This is a genomic window from Streptomyces sp. NPDC050549, assembly GCF_040655035.1.
Lineage (GTDB): Bacteria > Actinomycetota > Actinomycetes > Streptomycetales > Streptomycetaceae > Streptomyces.
Genome location: NZ_JBFAJD010000006.1, coordinates 278,893 through 293,245, shown reverse-complemented (window position 1 = coordinate 293,245; position 14,353 = coordinate 278,893). Strand labels below are relative to the sequence as shown.

The 14,353-nt window shown below is 69.8% G+C and carries 12 protein-coding genes and 2 pseudogenes; 10 read left to right on the top strand and 4 right to left on the bottom strand.

Translation table 11 applies throughout. The features are described 5' to 3' along the window. Nucleotides 1–89: 89 nt before the first annotated feature. The 3 genes from AB0I51_RS12580 to AB0I51_RS12570 all read right to left on the bottom strand — a co-directional run bounded on the left by AB0I51_RS12580 (nt 90) and on the right by AB0I51_RS12570 (nt 3,618). A complete protein-coding gene (locus AB0I51_RS12580) occupies nt 90–590 on the bottom strand; it encodes an XRE family transcriptional regulator (protein WP_362974134.1) in 501 nt (166 codons plus the stop codon). Nucleotides 591–939: 349 nt separating this feature from the next. Then, complete coding sequence (locus AB0I51_RS12575) at nt 940–2,076, bottom strand: serine hydrolase domain-containing protein (RefSeq protein WP_362974132.1); 1,137 nt, start codon at nt 2,074–2,076, stop codon at nt 940–942. Nucleotides 2,077–2,169: 93 nt separating this feature from the next. Beyond that, entirely contained in the window at nt 2,170–3,618 is a 1,449-nt protein-coding gene (locus tag AB0I51_RS12570) for an amidohydrolase family protein (RefSeq protein ID WP_362974130.1), read from the bottom strand. Between the two features lie 271 nt (nt 3,619–3,889). Here AB0I51_RS12570 and AB0I51_RS12565 point away from each other — a divergent pair, with 271 nt between their 5' ends. The 6 genes from AB0I51_RS12565 (at nt 3,890) to AB0I51_RS12540 (ending at nt 9,742) form a co-directional block, all read left to right on the top strand. Beyond that, nucleotides 3,890–4,708 (top strand): IclR family transcriptional regulator C-terminal domain-containing protein, encoded by an 819-nt coding sequence (locus AB0I51_RS12565; protein ID WP_362974128.1) that lies wholly within the window; start codon nt 3,890–3,892, stop codon nt 4,706–4,708. Between the two features lie 72 nt (nt 4,709–4,780). Next, the gene (locus AB0I51_RS12560; protein ID WP_362974126.1) at nt 4,781–5,971 is read left to right on the top strand and encodes a CoA transferase; all 1,191 of its coding nucleotides are present in this window, start codon (nt 4,781–4,783) and stop codon (nt 5,969–5,971) included. Then, entirely contained in the window at nt 5,964–6,806 is an 843-nt protein-coding gene (locus tag AB0I51_RS12555; protein WP_362974124.1) for a citryl-CoA lyase, read from the top strand. The genes AB0I51_RS12560 and AB0I51_RS12555 overlap by 8 nt, the downstream gene beginning before the upstream one ends. A gap of 54 nt (nt 6,807–6,860) precedes the next feature. Next, the gene (locus tag AB0I51_RS12550) at nt 6,861–7,718 is read left to right on the top strand and encodes a dioxygenase (protein WP_362974122.1); all 858 of its coding nucleotides are present in this window, start codon (nt 6,861–6,863) and stop codon (nt 7,716–7,718) included. Nucleotides 7,719–7,778: 60 nt separating this feature from the next. Continuing rightward, nucleotides 7,779–8,381 (top strand): hypothetical protein, encoded by a 603-nt coding sequence (locus AB0I51_RS12545; protein ID WP_362974120.1) that lies wholly within the window; start codon nt 7,779–7,781, stop codon nt 8,379–8,381. 1,172 nt (nt 8,382–9,553) lie between these two features. Then, nucleotides 9,554–9,742 carry a peptidoglycan-binding domain-containing protein gene (locus AB0I51_RS12540; RefSeq protein WP_362974118.1) on the top strand — a complete coding sequence of 63 codons (189 nt, stop codon included), beginning with the start codon at nt 9,554–9,556 and terminating at the stop codon, nt 9,740–9,742. A gap of 280 nt (nt 9,743–10,022) precedes the next feature. Here AB0I51_RS12540 and AB0I51_RS12535 read toward each other — a convergent pair whose 3' ends face one another. Continuing rightward, nucleotides 10,023–10,796, bottom strand: coding sequence for a TetR/AcrR family transcriptional regulator (locus tag AB0I51_RS12535; protein ID WP_362974116.1), 774 nt, complete (start codon nt 10,794–10,796; stop codon nt 10,023–10,025). A 273-nt stretch (nt 10,797–11,069) separates the two neighbouring features. On the opposite strand from AB0I51_RS12535, the gene AB0I51_RS12530 reads away from it, so the two are divergent. The 4 genes and pseudogenes from AB0I51_RS12530 to AB0I51_RS12515 all read left to right on the top strand — a co-directional run. Continuing rightward, nucleotides 11,070–12,782, top strand: coding sequence for an MFS transporter (locus AB0I51_RS12530; RefSeq protein ID WP_362974114.1), 1,713 nt, complete (start codon nt 11,070–11,072; stop codon nt 12,780–12,782). Nucleotides 12,783–13,243: 461 nt separating this feature from the next. Then, nucleotides 13,244–13,288, top strand: a pseudogene (locus AB0I51_RS12525) (hypothetical protein); the annotation flags it as partial. Between the two features lie 47 nt (nt 13,289–13,335). After that, complete coding sequence (locus AB0I51_RS12520; protein WP_362974217.1) at nt 13,336–13,728, top strand: TetR/AcrR family transcriptional regulator; 393 nt, start codon at nt 13,336–13,338, stop codon at nt 13,726–13,728. A 339-nt stretch (nt 13,729–14,067) separates the two neighbouring features. Next, nucleotides 14,068–14,259: pseudogene (locus AB0I51_RS12515) on the top strand (hypothetical protein); the annotation flags it as partial. Nucleotides 14,260–14,353: the final 94 nt, after the last annotated feature.

The following is a 14,353-nucleotide window of genomic DNA, read 5'->3' as shown; positions in this document are numbered from 1 at the left end:
CTCACAGCGGGAACGAGCCTCTTGCCGAGGCTCGCGCCGAACCGGCCCGACGGACACCGGACCAGCGGCGGTCCCCTCCAACTGACCTTTCAGCGGGCGGAGTCCGCGTGATCCGCCACAACTCCATGTCGTCCTCGGCTGTCTCGGGACCGCCGGCTGCGGTGCGACGGGCTGCCCGGCGGCTTGGGCGAGCCGGAGGGGGTGAGGTCCAGCACGCGCAGCAGGGCTGACGTCTGTCGTCCGTCTCCGCTCCAGCTGTTCGTGTCCTCGACCCGCTCGTACTGGGCGGTGTCCATCCCGATCGATCGGGCCAGCCTGTCCGTACTGAACTGCCGTACCAGTAGGAGTTCCGTCAGGGTGCACGGGGACTCGATCCCCATCAGGTCCTTGGTCCGGCACCAGAGGACGTCCGCGAGGACGAACAGCTCGTCCTCCGTGGAGCGGTACTCACCGGCCTCCTGTGCCTGGAGCAGGGTGACGTCGACGACAACTCCGTAGGCGTTCGTCTGTTCCGTCACCTGGTGGGGCGACAGTCCCAGGTTCTGCCCGGCCGACCTGGCGGTGTCAGGGGAGAACGGCGGACGGTTCACTGGTCCGCCTCTCCCTCGCTGATGCCACGGACCGCGTCCGTGCGTCCCTGAGGCTCCGGCTGGAGGTCCGGGAACGCGGGTGCAGGGGCGAGCCCCTGTACGGGCAACCCCGGCGGTCGTGATCTTGGAAAGAGAGTTTCGCCGCCGGATCACGGTGACCGCGACATGTCCGCGGACTCCTGCCCGGTCGTCCCTCACACCTGCCTGTTCGGACGACCCGAATGTCCGGTCGGCCGGTCTCAAAAGGGCATGGTCATCCCGTACGGCAGGACATCCCGTCAGAAACGGGACAGGACGGGAGTGACTCCCGGACGGCGAGCGTCAGCGCTGTCTCGACCCGAGGGGACGCTCAGACGGACGCGGCGTACGTCCAGAAGTCGCACATCCACGAGGGGAAGGCAGGACCGGGCAGGCCACAGGGGGTGAAGAGGACGGTGACCGTGTCGGTCGACGGGTCGATGTACGCGGCGGTGCCGGTGCCGCCCACCCAGCCGTAGCGGCCGGGGCTGTTCCACAGCTCCGCGGAGGTGACGTCGACCGAGCCGCCATAGCCCCATCCCTGGCCCTGGAGGAAGAGGTCGCCCTCGGCGCGCTGGTCCGCGGTGAGGTGATCCGTCGTCATGAGGCGTACGGACTCCGGAGAGAGGACCGTGCCGCCGCCGGCCAGCAGCATGCGGCCGAAGGCGTGCCAGTCCGCGACGGTGGACACCAGGCCTCCCGCGCCCGAGGCGAAGGCGGGCGGAATAGACCAGGCGCCGTCGGCTGCGTCGGCGAGGGTATGGGTGCCGTCAGACGCTGTCAGGTAGTAGGGGGTGAGTCGGTCGCATTCCGGTGCCGGTACGGCGAAGGCCGTGTCCTTCATCCCGAGCGGTTCGAGGATCCGCTCGGCCAGGAACTCCGGCAGCTCGCGCCCGGCGGCCCGTGCCACCAGCATGCCTTGCAGGTCGGAGCTGGCGTTGTACAGGAACGCCTCTCCGGGCTGTCGCAGCAAGGGGATGTCGGCGAGGGCGGCGACCCACTCGTCCGGACCCAGCGACGACCGCGGACCTCCGTTGTACACGGCCACGTCCGCGAACAGGGGCTGAAGGGCGGGTGCGCTGAAGTCGGCCCCAAAGCCCCATCCGGAGCGCGACGAGAGGACGTCTTCGACGGTGATGGGACGGACGGCCGGCACCACGTCGTCCAGTGCGCTCGCGGGAGTCCGGACGACCTTCGGCGACGCCAGTTCCGGCAGCCAGCGCGCGATCGGCGCGTCCAGGGCGAGCACGCCGTCATCGACGAGCGCCAGCACCGCGGCGGCGGTCACGGGCTTGGTGACCGAGGACAGCCGGAACAGGGTGTCGGCCCGCATCGGCGCCGAGCCCGCGGGCCCGGTCGATCCCACGGCCGCGACCTCCACCTCGCCGGAGCGGTCCACCAGGGCGACCGCTCCGGGAAAGGCTCCCTCGACGACGTACTTCACCAGCAGTGCGCTCAGATCGCTCATCAGGTTCTGCCCCTTGTGTCATGGCCGACGGCGGATACGTCTTCAGGACCGTCCGCCGGCCCGAAACTCATCGGCGCAGAACCTCATGCCTCCTCAGCGGCCGTGTGTCGAGGAGCTGCGGTAGTCGGTGTACGTGTAGGGGTTGTCGAGGACCTTGGCCTCGGGGACGTCGGGGTTCATGCCCGTCGCCCAGGCTTCCTCGCCCATCGTCGACCGCAGATGGTCCACGGTCCGCTCGACGGTGCGCCGCACCGCGGCCAGGTCGGTGTCGAGGAGACGGTGCTCGTACTTGACCACCCGGCCGTCGACGATGACGGTGTGCACGTCGCCCCGCTGGGCCTGGAAGGCCACATGGCCGTACGGGTTGAGCAGCGGGAAGGAGACCGGTGAGTGGTCGTTCTTCAGCAGGACGAGGTCGGCCTTCTTTCCCTCCTCGATGCTGCCCAGGTCGTGTTCACGGCCAAGTGCCCTGGCACCGCCGCGTGTTGCCCACTCCACCACCTGGTCGGCGCGCAGCGCGCAGTGGGTGACGGTCTCGCCCTGGGCGTGGGCCTCCAGGTGCTCGCGGGCGCGGTCGGCGCCGAGGGTGGTGCGCATGGCGGAGAACAGGTCTCCGCTCCACCACACGCTCGTGTCCATCGAGAGGGAGACGGGGATGTCGTGGGAGCGGACGGCCCAGGTCGTGGGATAGCCCTGGCCGGCGCTCTGCTCGCTCTCCGTGGACACCGAGACCGAGCCGCCTGTGGCCTTGATGCGGTGGTAGGAGTCGACCGAGAGGGTGGAAGCGTGGACGTAGACGGTCTCGGGGGTCATGAAGCCGTGCTCGTGCATGAGCCGGATGCCGTCGTCGTTGGTGGCGCCCCAGACTCCGGCGTGGGTGGTGACGGCGACACCCAGGTCGCGGGCGACCTCGAAGGCGGGCTTCTCGGGGAAGGCGGGATCGCCGGTGACGTCGAAGGCGATCTGGAAGCCGAGCATGTCGTCGCCGGTGATACGGCGGCGCACGAAGTCCCGGAACTGCGGTGCCGCGGTCCATTCCGCCGGAGCCTGCTGGATGTTGCCGTAGGCGAGGACGAACCGGCCGGGCACGGCCCGCAGCGCATCCACCGCCGCGTCCGCGTGGTCGACCGTCTGCAGCCCGTGCGACCAGTCGACGACCGTGGTCACCCCGGCGTCCAGCGCCTCGACGGCGGCCAGGAGGTTCCCCGCGTGCACGTCCTCGGGCCGGAACGCGGTGCCGTGTTCGAGGTAGTACCAGACGAAGTACTGGGTCAGGGTCCAGTCGGCGCCGTAGCCGCGCATCGCCGTCTGCCACATGTGCCGGTGCGTGTCGATCATGCCGGGCATCACGATGCCGCCGGACGCGTCGATCTCGGCGGTCCCCTCCGGTACTGCGAGCCGTGGGCCGACCGCGGTGATCCGGTCGCCCGTCACGAGCACGTCGGTGTCGCTCAGCACCCGACGTGTGCGGTCCATGGGCAGTACGGTGCCGCCGCGCAGGACGACGGGTCGCCCCGCCTGGAACGGGGTGGACTGGCTCATCACTGAAACTCCCACTCGACATCGGACGACTGTCCGCATGACGGCTCTCGGTTGGTGACCGATCGTCGTCAGGGTGCTCTGCGGTGTCAATACTCCGCGGTTTCCGAATTCCACCCGGTAATGCCACTGGCCGTCCGCTCTGCGGTCGGTCCCATACGGCCGGGTCCGAGCCATCGCTACGGAGGCCTGTTCTGCTGCGTAGAGTGCCCTCTACGGGTGTCCGTAGAACGGACACCCGGGAGCGAAGCCGACGGCGACCAGAGGAGCCACCATGCCGCGCGAAGGAACCGGACCCGATTTCATCGAGGCGCTGGCCCGGGGCCTGGAGGTCATCACCGCCTTCCGGCCGCGGCAGCCGGTGATGTCGCTGTCCGACGTGGCGAGCGCGACGGGGCTGGCCAGGCCGACCGCGCGTCGGATCCTGCTCACCCTGACCGAGCTGGGCTACGTGCGCCAGCAGGCCGGCGGTTTCGTGCTGACCCCGCGAGTCCTGGACCTCGGCGTCGCCTACGTCCGCTCGACGGGACTGTGGGACGTGGCCCGCCCGCACCTGGAGTGGCTGGTGGAGCGCACGAACGAGTCCTGCTCGATCGCCCAGCTCGACGGTTCGGACATCGTCTACGTCGCCCGGGTCTCGGTGCCCAGGATCGTGACCCTCGCCGTGCAGATCGGCACGCGCTTCCCGGCGCTGCCCACCTCGCTCGGCAAGGTGCTGCTGGCCGCGCTCGCGCCCGACGAGGCGGCCCGGGTCGTCGCCGAGCCCAGCCGCTCGGGCCTGGAGTCGGTGTGGCACCCCGGCCGGGCCGAATGGGAGGCGGAGCTGCGGGAGGTGCGGGCGCGGGGCTGGGCGGTGACCGACGAGCAACTGGCCAGGGGCATCCGTTCGGTGGCCGCTCCGCTGCGGGACGGCTCGGGCCACGTCGTCGCGAGCGTCAACGTGAACGCGCACGCCGCCGAGACCTCGATGGAGGTGCTGCTCAACGACTATCTGCCGCTCCTCCTCCAGGCCGCCGGCGAGATCAGCCTGGACTTCGCCCGGCTGGAGTCCGCGCCCCACGCGGTCCGGCCGTCCGGCGCGATCGTGTCTTGACGCCTTTGTCCTCCGGGACGGAGAATCACTGTCCGGACGACTGTCCGTTGTACGGACAGAGAGGCGAGGTTCATGTCGCAGAGCGCCAAGCCCACTCCACCGGGCACCGCGGGCCCGCTTGCCGGGGTGCTGGTCGCGGACTTCTCACGGATCCTTGCCGGGCCGTACGCCACGATGCTGCTCGCCGACCTGGGGGCCGACGTCGTCAAGGTCGAGGGACCGGGCGGCGACGACACCCGCGCCTGGATGCCGCCGACACGCGACGAGGTCTCGACCTACTACCTCGGGATCAACCGGGGGAAGCGTTCGATCGCCCTCGACCTTCGCAAGGAGGAGGACGCCCAGGTCGCCCGGAACCTCGCCCGCCGGGCGGACGTCCTGATCGAGAACCTCAAGCCCGGTGGCATGGCGAAGTACGGACTGGACTACGACTCGGTCCGGCAGGACAACCCCGCACTGATCTACACGTCGATCACCGGCTTCGGCACCGGAGCGGGCCGACACGTCCCCGGCTACGACCTCATGGTGCAGGCCATCTCGGGGCTGATGAGCCTGACGGGCGACCCCGACGGGCCGCCGTACCGGGCCGGGATCTCCGTGTTCGACGTGATGGCCGGCAACCACGCCACGATCGGTATCCTCGCCGCACTGCGCCACCGGGACGCCACGGGGACGGGCCAGCTCGTCGAGGTGAACCTCCTGTCCTCGGCCCTGACCGGACTGGTCAACCACAGCTCGGCCTACGTCGCCGGCGACACCGTGCCCTACCGCATGGGCAACGCCCACCCCAGCGTCTTCCCCTACGAACCGCTGCCCACCGCCGACAACGACCTCATCGTGACGGCCGCCAACGACGGCCAGTTCCGCAAGCTGTGCGAGGTCCTCGGCATACCGGAGGTGGCCGACGACCCGCGGTTCGCGCGCAACGCCGACCGCACCGCCAACCGTGACCTGCTGCGGCCGTTGCTGGCCGAGAGGCTGAAGACCCGCGGCGCCACCGAGTGGTTCGAGGCACTGGTGGAGGCCGGGGTGCCGAGCGGGCCGATCAACACCATCGACGGCGGCTTCGCCATGGCAGCCCGCTTCGGACTCGACCCGGTCGTCACCGTGGGCGAGGGCGACCGCGCGGTGCCCACCACACGGCACCCGATCCGCTTCTCCGCCACCCCCGCCTCCTACCGTCTGCCACCACCCGAACTCGACGAACACGGCTCGGAGTTGCGCACCTGGCTGTCCGGACCCGAGGAGGCCGACCATGTCTGAGCCGACACCGCGCCCCGCCTATCCCACGGCCCTCGGCGCCGCCGACCTGAGGACCATCACCCTGCTCGGGCACGACCTGGCCGAGGACATCATGGGTTCGGTCGGCTTCGGTGAACTCGCGTTCTGGCTCGCGACCCAGCGGCGGCCCACACCCGGTGAGACACGGGTCTTCGAGGCCGTGCTGGCGGCACTGGCCGACCACGGCTTCACTCCCACGGCCATCGTGACCCGCCTGACCTTCCTCTCCGCTCCGGACTCGGTCCAGGGCGCGCTCGCCGCCGGACTGCTCGGCGGGGGCTCCCGCTTCCTCGGCGTCACCGAGGACACCGGCCGCTTCCTGCACGACATACTGGAGTCCCTCGACGGAGACCTGCCCACGGACGAGGCCGGCTGGGACGCGGTCGCGCTGCGTACGGTCGAACGGCGGCGCGCGGCCGGGGAGTTCGTCCCCGGGCTGGGTCACCACGTACACAAGGAGGGCGACCCCCGTACGCCGAGACTGATCCGGATCGCTCAGGAAGAGGGCGTCTTCGGCCCGCACCTGAGCCTGTTCGCCGCCATCGGCCGGGTGCACCCGAAGGCGCTGCACCGGACGCTCCCCCTCAACGGAGCGGGGGTGTGCGGCGCCGCCCTCGCGGACCTCGGCCTCCCGCTCCAACTGCTGCGCGGATTCGCGCTGTTGGCCCGTACCGCAGGCCTGATCGGCCAACTCGCCGAGGAACTGCGCCATCCTGTCGCGCAGGACGTCTTCCTGTCCGTCGACCGCAACAACACCCCGGTGCCGCCGGAGCCCTACGCCTCGGATCCGCTCACGAAGGACCGGCGCGAGGACTGACCCCACGCCCGCCGTCGCGCCATCCACCCGCACCCAGACCAAGGAGCCGCAACCGTGTTCGTCGACGAGGACAACATCACCGAGCTGGCCGTCGAGCGGTGGGCCACCGCTCACTCCCCGCGGCTGGGCGAGCTGATGACCGCGCTGGTCCGTCATCTGCACGCCTTCTCGCGTGAGGTGCGGCTCACCGAGGACGAGTGGATGGCCGCGATCCAGTGGCTGACCGCGGCCGGCGGGATCAGTGACGACAAGCGCCAGGAACTGATCCTCACCTCCGACGTGCTCGGACTGAGCACGCTGGTCGTCCAGTTGAACAACGAGTTCACGCCGCAGGCGACCCCCGCCACGGTGCTCGGTCCTTTCCACATCGACGGCTCGCCGACCGCGCCCCACGGCTTCGACATGTCGGACGGCATCCCGGGCACCCCGCTGTTCTTCACCGGCAGGGTGACCGACACCGAGGGCAAGCCACTGGCGGACGCCGTGCTCGACGTGTGGCAGGCCGACGCGGAAGGCGCCTACGAGGCCCAGATCCCCGAGATCGACGAGGCACGCCTACGGGCCAAGTACCGCACCCGCGAGGACGGCACCTACTGCATCCGCACCATCGCGCCGCGCGGGTACGCCATCCCCATGGACGGCCCCGTCGGCGACCTGATGCGCAGGACGGACATCAGCCACTTCCGGCCGGCACACGTCCACTTCCTGATCGACGAGCCGGGCCACCGGAAACTGATCACCCATCTGTTCCAGGCGGACAGCGACTATCTCGACTCCGACGTCGTCTTCGGCACCAAGGAATCGCTGATCATCCCGTTCACGGAACGACCCGCCGGTACCGCGCCCGACGGCACCACGCTCGAAGTCCCGTACCTGCACGCCGAGTACGAGTTCGTCCTGCAGTCCCGCTGACCAGCGGGTTACTTGCACGTCGGTGTCCGAGCCAAGGCTCTCGCGCCGCATCATGTATCCATGATGGTCGAGACTGAACGAACTCCCTTACTGCGTACCGACTTCAGCGACGATTCAGCCTGGCAGGCGGTCCGCGCGGCGGTCGAGGCCCCGGTCGGTGGTGGACTGGCCCGGGCCTGCACAGAGTCCGTGGATGACCGGCGGCTCGCTGATCTCACGAGCGAGCAGATCCTGGCGTCGATTCCCCACCACGCCCCGTACGCCGTCGTGATCGTCGCGGACGGACGCACCATGACCGAAGCCGCCAGGCCGATGCTCGTCATCGGCCTGGCGGACCGGAGCGAACTACGCTGCGTTCCCGAGGCATTGTGGGCCCTGCTCAGCGACACCGGCGTGAAGGGCATGGGGCTTGCGGAATTCCTGGATGATGTCGGCGGGGACGGCCTCTTCCGGGGCCGGGGCGGCCCCCGCGGCCTTGAGCGAAGGCTTGAAGCGGTGGCAGCGCTGCGAGGATCCGGGGCAACTCATCGGACTGCACCGGAGTCAGCTCGCCGCCGCCAACCGGGGATACCCGGCCCGAACACAACCGCGTTTGCCGACGGCAGGCCCAACTCCCGAGGAAAACCGGGCATCCCGACTCAACCCCCGGCCGACCCGGCTTGACCCCATCCCGCGCGCCTGCCGCGCGCGCCTACGTCACAGCTGCGGGAGCACTCCGACCAAGCGATGACCAGCGCGGGGGAAAGTTCGGTCCCCGACAGGGCCGGAGCTCACCCAGGCCCGGCCCCGACGGGCATCGCCATCGTCGCGGGCGGTGAGTGGCCCGGGGCGGTCGGACCTCTGCCGAACAACGAATCCGACCCGATCGCCGGACTGTTTCCCTGCCGAGGCTCACGCAGAGGGCCTTCGGGCTGACCTGCCTCCCCCGTGAAGCAACAGGTTCCCGGCTTTCCGGACGTTCCAATTCCAGATTCCACGACTTATGGATTTTCTGTGCGGGAGAACTGTCTAAACTCTGGAGCCTGCACGGAGAGGGAACTTGGGTGAGTGAACCGCCAGCCCCCGTCTGCCCGGAGTGTGGCGTGCCTCGTGCGGAGGACGGCACTCCCACCTGCTCCTGCCCGCGCCGCGCGTCCGACGCCCACCGTGAGACGCGTACGGCGGAGGCAGCGGCCGCAGAGGACTTCGACCCGCTGCGCATCCGGCCGTTCGTGGAGGTCGGCGACACCCCCGAGCGCCCTGCCGGCTCCGCGCCCGATGCGGCGAACGCAACTGCGGGCCAACCGGCCGTCTCTTCGGAGGATGCCGAGAAGCATCAACAACCAAGCTCCTTAGAGGACTTGGGTAGCGCGACCGCCGCCACGGTCGAGTTCGGACCGGGCTCCGCCACCTCGTTACCCCTCGACGAAACCTCCCCGCAGCCCTCGGCCGGCAGTGACCCGCCGCACCGAAGGCACCGAGCAGTGTTGCTCGCAGGGGCCGGAGCCGTTTTGGCCGTCCTGGTGACGGGAGGACTGGTCGGAGGGCTCTTCCTGTACCAGAGTCCCTCGCGGGACGGTTCCGCGTCCGGCGGCCCACGTGCGCACCTTCCGCAGAATCAGCGATCTGGGAACGCCTCCTCACCCGCGGCGCCGTCCGGGACGGCGTCCCCGGCACAGTCGTCCGAGACCCCGGTCTCCTCTCGGGGTGCGACCCCGACCGCGATCACAAGCCCGGTCACAGCGACCGGCTCCACCGTCCCGACCGGGACCCCCTCCGGCGCTCCGACCGCCCCCTCACCGAGCGCGTCAAACGGGCAGGTTCTCGTCCTCCGCTTCGGCGACAAGGGACCCGAGGTGGTCGAACTCCAGCTCCGCCTCCGACAGGTCGGTCTCTACGGCGGCGCCGCCGACGGCGACTTCGACCGCGAGGTCGAGAGCGCAGTCCGTAGTTACCAGCTCACCCGAGTCGTACTCCAGGACGAGTCGGGTGTCTACGGCACAGCGACCCGGGTCGCGCTGGAGTCCGAGACCTCGGAGCCGTGACTCACGAAGGTCGATGGATCTCCCGAGCCTCATGCGACCACCCCATCGCCGCCCTTGCTCGACGAGGTCCCGGCCATGGCCGGCGCCTGCGGTGGGCGGCGGCGATCGATGACGGCCCGCCCCGGCCGGAACAGCCGCAGCAGAGGCCGGATGTGGCCTGTCAGTCACCGGTCACGACAGGCGTCGCGCACACCCCCACGGTGCCGCGGTCGTGCTCCCGTGCCCTCGGTACCGGACGACGAGAGCTGGCACAACCGACCCGGATTCGCGGCCTGTCCGGTCAGGCCGGGTCGGCCGGCAGATAGCTCGCGAGGCCGCGCAGGATGATCTCCAGGCCGATGTCGAACCGCTCGTCGGAGGAGTCCGTCACCATGACCCCGGCCAGGGCACGCAGATGGGGGAAGTCCGCGGCCGGAAGGGACGCGAAGTAGTTCTGCATCTCGTCTGCCATCTCACGCCAGTCGGGGCGGGCGGGCGATGAGGTGTCCGCGCTCTGCTGGGCGGCCCGGTCCTGCCACATGCCCTCCTCCAGGACGAACCCGTCGATGTACGTCGAGATGAGGTCACTGGCCTCGGCCGCGATACGGTCGGGCAGTCCTGCGGTACGGAACACCCCGAGCAGCGCCTCGACATGCGGCAGGAGTTCGGCGGTGAAGGGGACGTGGGCCATGGAGATCCTGGCCATGTCCCGGTGCGCCAGAAGGCGCCGCCGCCCTTCGAGGGCGTAGTCGCGCACCTCCTCCTGCCAGCGCTCCGGGTCGGCCTCGGGCGGCTTGAAGTCGTCGAAGAGCCGGGTGTACATGAGCTCCAGGACGTCGTCCTTGGAGCTGACGTGGGCGTAAAGAGCGGAGACCGTGACCCCGAGTTCGGCCGCGACCTGACGCATCGACAGGCCGTCGAGGCCCTGACGGTCGAGCACGGTGAAGGCGGCGTCGACGACCCGTTCGCGTGACAGGGGGGTGCGGACCGGGGTGACACGTGCAGGTGCCGGGCGCTCGCGCTCCCAGGGGGAGGGCGGGGGCGGTGCGGGGGTGTCGGCGTCCGCGTCAGTCATGGGGACAGTCTAGGCGCCGGGAGAGCGCTGTTCTCTCCGGGTGAGCAGCGTTCACCCGGAGAGACGCGATATATCTTGTCCGCGCCACCAGGTTGCGCTATATCTTGATGAACGCCGTTCTCTTGGTGAGCACTGTTCTGTTAGAGTGAACAGTGTTCTCCGACGTCCGGTCGCGTCTCCCCCGCCCCCACCAGGGAACCGGGCAGTCGCATCCATCCGTCCCGCCGCGCCCGCAGATCCTCACTGCGCGCGGACCCTTTCCGAGGAGTTCCGATGTCCACCACCGGTGTCGCGTCCACCGAGACGCCCATCGACTCGCCAGCGCCCTACCGGTGGCGCTGGGCCGCGCTCTTCGTGATCCTGGCGGCCGAGGTGATGGACCTCCTCGACGCGGTCGTCACGAACATCGCCGGCCCCTCCATGCGGGCCGACCTCGGCGGCGGCGCCTCCACGCTGCAGTGGCTGGCCGCCGCCTACACCTTGTCGATGGCGGTCGGGCTCGTCACCGGGGGACGACTCGGCGACATCCACGGCCGCCGCCGGATGTTCCTGGTCGGAGCCGCCGGATTCACGCTGGGTTCGCTGCTCTGCGCGATATCCGTGTCGCCCCAGATGCTGATCGGCGCGCGGATCGTGCAGGGCCTGTTCGGCGCGGTGATGCTGCCGCAGGGCCTCGGCATGATCAAGGAGATGTTCCCTCCGAAGGAGTCGCAGAAGGCGTTCGGCATGTTCGGTCCGGTCATGGGGCTGTCCGCGGTGTGCGGGCCGATCCTGGCGGGCTGGCTCGTGGACGCGGACTACTTCGGCACCGGCTGGCGCATGATCTTCCTGATCAACCTGCCGCTCGGGGCGGCAGCGATCCTCGGTGCCCTGCGCTACCTGCCGCAGGGACGCTCCGAGGCCAAGCCACGCCTCGACATCCCCGGCATGCTCCTGGTCTCGCTGGCCGCACTGCTGCTCATCTTCCCGCTGGTCCAGGGGCGTGAGTACGACTGGCCCGTGTGGACGTTCGTGATGATGGCCGCGTCGATCGCCGTCTTCGCCGTGTTCGCCCGGTACGAGTCGTACCGCAGCAGGAACGGCCAGGACCCGCTCGTCGTCCCGAGCCTCTTCCGCAAGCGTGGCTTCAGCGGCGGCATGGTCCTCGGGCTGGTCTTCTTCTCGACCATGCAGGGCTTCATGCTGGTGTTCAACCTCTACACCCAGATCGGCCTCGGCTACTCCCCGCTCAAGGCGGGCCTGGTGATGGTGCCCTGGTCCGGCGGCATGATCGTCGGTTTCGGGATCGCCCAAGGTGTCGTCCGCTTCGGACGCGCCGTGCTCCAGGCGGGCACGGTCGTCATGGCGCTCGGCGTGTTCGGTGTCTGGCTGACCCTCGACCAGGTGGGATCCGGCGTCGGCCCCTGGCAGCTCCTCCCGTCGCTGCTCGTCACCGGCATCGGCATGGGCCTGCTCATGGCGCCCTTCTTCGACATCGTCCTCGCCAGCGTCGAACAGCACGAGACCGGCTCCGCGTCCGGCACGATGACCGCGGTGCAGCAGCTCGGTGGCGCCTTCGGCGTGGCCATCCTCGGCACCGTGTTCTTCGGTCTGCTGGGTGGCGGGATAGCCGGCGCGGTCGACCACCGCTCGGACGACCTGCGGGGTCAACTGACCGCGGCACACGTCCCTCCGGCGACGCAGGACCACGTCGTGGCCGACCTGCGCCGCTGCGCCTCGGACCGCGCCACCGCCAAGGACCCCGCCGCGACCCCGGCGTCCTGCGCGCTCCTGGAGAAGGACACCCGGTCCGCGGTGACCACCTCCGGGGCAGGCGCCCGGATACCCGCCGCCCTGGAGGCCACCGCCTCGTCGGCCTTCCGCAGCGGTTTCGGTTCCGTCATGCAGACGCTGCTCTGGATCGTCGACGGGATGCTCGCCCTGACCTTCCTGCTCTCCTTCCTCCTGCCGCGCCACGCCCGCCCCGAGGGGGCTGCCGAACACTGAGTCCGGACTCCCCCACAACCAACGCGCACGGGAGGGTCGTAGCCCCCCGATAGGGTCTACGACCGTTCCGTGTTCCGTGCCCGCGCGGCAAGCGGTCCGAAGTCGTCACGCGGCCTCGTCCCCCTTACCCCCACGGCGGCTCACGGTGAGCCGCATGTACCGCCCACGCCGCCGCTCGGTCAGGAACACCTGCCCACCCTGCCCCGCCGTCCGCGCCACCTCGGCCAAGTGCCTGGCGGGTCGCCCGAGCGTGCAGCACCCGGTGGCGGAAGAACACGGCGAGGGTGCCGACAAGTGCCGAGCCCGCGACCTCCACCACAGTGACAGCATCCGTCGCGCCCCATCCTCTCGTCGTGCGGTGGACGGATCGGCCGTCCATGGACGAGAGGACCGAGAGTCCGCCCGCGTGAACGGACGAACCAGGATCTCTTCGCGTACAAGGGCGCGCGGATGAGCGCGGCGTGAACGGCATCAGCGTCGCCGATCTCAGGAAGTCGATCGGGCTGACCACGGGTGGCTTCTACAAGCAGTTTCCCTCCAAGGAGGCCCTGGTGTGGCCGAGGCCGCTCAAGCCGCTTTCGGGGACCTCGACCTGCTCCTGGCGGAGTTCGACACGACCCACGGAGATCACGACACCGCGCGCGGCGCCCTCATCGACTTCTACCTCTCGACCGAGCAACGTGACCAGCCCGGCACCGGTCGTCGCACCGCGGGATTCGCGGGGGACACGACTCGCGAGTCCACAGCTGGGGAGGTGCGTGAAACGTACGCAGCCGGAGTCGAGGAATTCGCCGCGTGGATGTCCACCGACGCCAACGACGGCCTTCCCGTGGTGGCCACTCTGGTCGGCGCGATCCTGCTTGCCCGGGCCACGGCGGGAACAGAGCTGTCGGAGAAGATCCTGGCGTCGACCCACAAAGCCCTGACCGCACCACACCGGCCTTGACCGGGATGCTGAACCCGGGTCGGTCGGGTGTGGCCCGACGCCACGTAGTCGAAGGGTTGTTGGTCCCACCCAGGGGGTTGGTTCCCTGCGGTGGCAAGGACGCACTTCCCGTGCCGTTGCAGTCGGTCCAGGTTTGCCTCCCGGAATTCCGAGCTCGGTACTGGCCACTGGAGGTCGGCCGGAGGCCGAACCTCCTCACCTCCGACGCGCCTCTCGTAGTCTGGCGCCCGCGCACAGCGAGCGACGCCTTCAGTGGATTCGGGCTCAAGCTCAGCCGAGTGGGCAACTGTAATCAAGCCATCGCGGACAGCTGCCGGCACGGCGTCGTCGGACCACCGGTCGGATCCTGCCGAGGCCGAGGCGCTGAAGGTCCGACTCTACGATCTGCACCGGGCGAAGATCCGGCTCGCTGATGAGCTGCTCGCAGTGGGCGACCACATCGGAGACAGCACCCGAGCCGAGATCGCCTACGCCCGGTCTCTTGGCAAGTCACTGCGGTTCACGCACCCCGAAGTCGATCCTGACGCCTGACCGTCTCGCGGCGGTTTCAGCCGCCGTCCGCCCCACACCCTCCGCAGGCATCCCTTGCTATTGATCATCCAGGTAACGCCCGCCTCGGGGCGGG

Excerpts from the sequence above, each read along its gene's own strand:
- AB0I51_RS12575 (WP_362974132.1), bottom strand. The coding sequence starts at position 2,076 with ATGAGCGATCTGAGCGCACTGCTGGTGAAGTACGTCGTCGAGGGAGCC.
- AB0I51_RS12570 (WP_362974130.1), bottom strand. The coding sequence starts at position 3,618 with ATGAGCCAGTCCACCCCGTTCCAGGCGGGGCGACCCGTCGTCCTGCGC.
- AB0I51_RS12565 (WP_362974128.1), top strand. The coding sequence starts at position 3,890 with ATGCCGCGCGAAGGAACCGGACCCGATTTCATCGAGGCGCTGGCCCGG.
- AB0I51_RS12560 (WP_362974126.1), top strand. The coding sequence starts at position 4,781 with ATGTCGCAGAGCGCCAAGCCCACTCCACCGGGCACCGCGGGCCCGCTT.
- AB0I51_RS12555 (WP_362974124.1), top strand. The coding sequence starts at position 5,964 with ATGTCTGAGCCGACACCGCGCCCCGCCTATCCCACGGCCCTCGGCGCC.
- AB0I51_RS12545 (WP_362974120.1), top strand. The coding sequence starts at position 7,779 with ATGATGGTCGAGACTGAACGAACTCCCTTACTGCGTACCGACTTCAGC.
- AB0I51_RS12535 (WP_362974116.1), bottom strand. The coding sequence starts at position 10,796 with ATGACTGACGCGGACGCCGACACCCCCGCACCGCCCCCGCCCTCCCCC.
- AB0I51_RS12530 (WP_362974114.1), top strand. The coding sequence starts at position 11,070 with ATGTCCACCACCGGTGTCGCGTCCACCGAGACGCCCATCGACTCGCCA.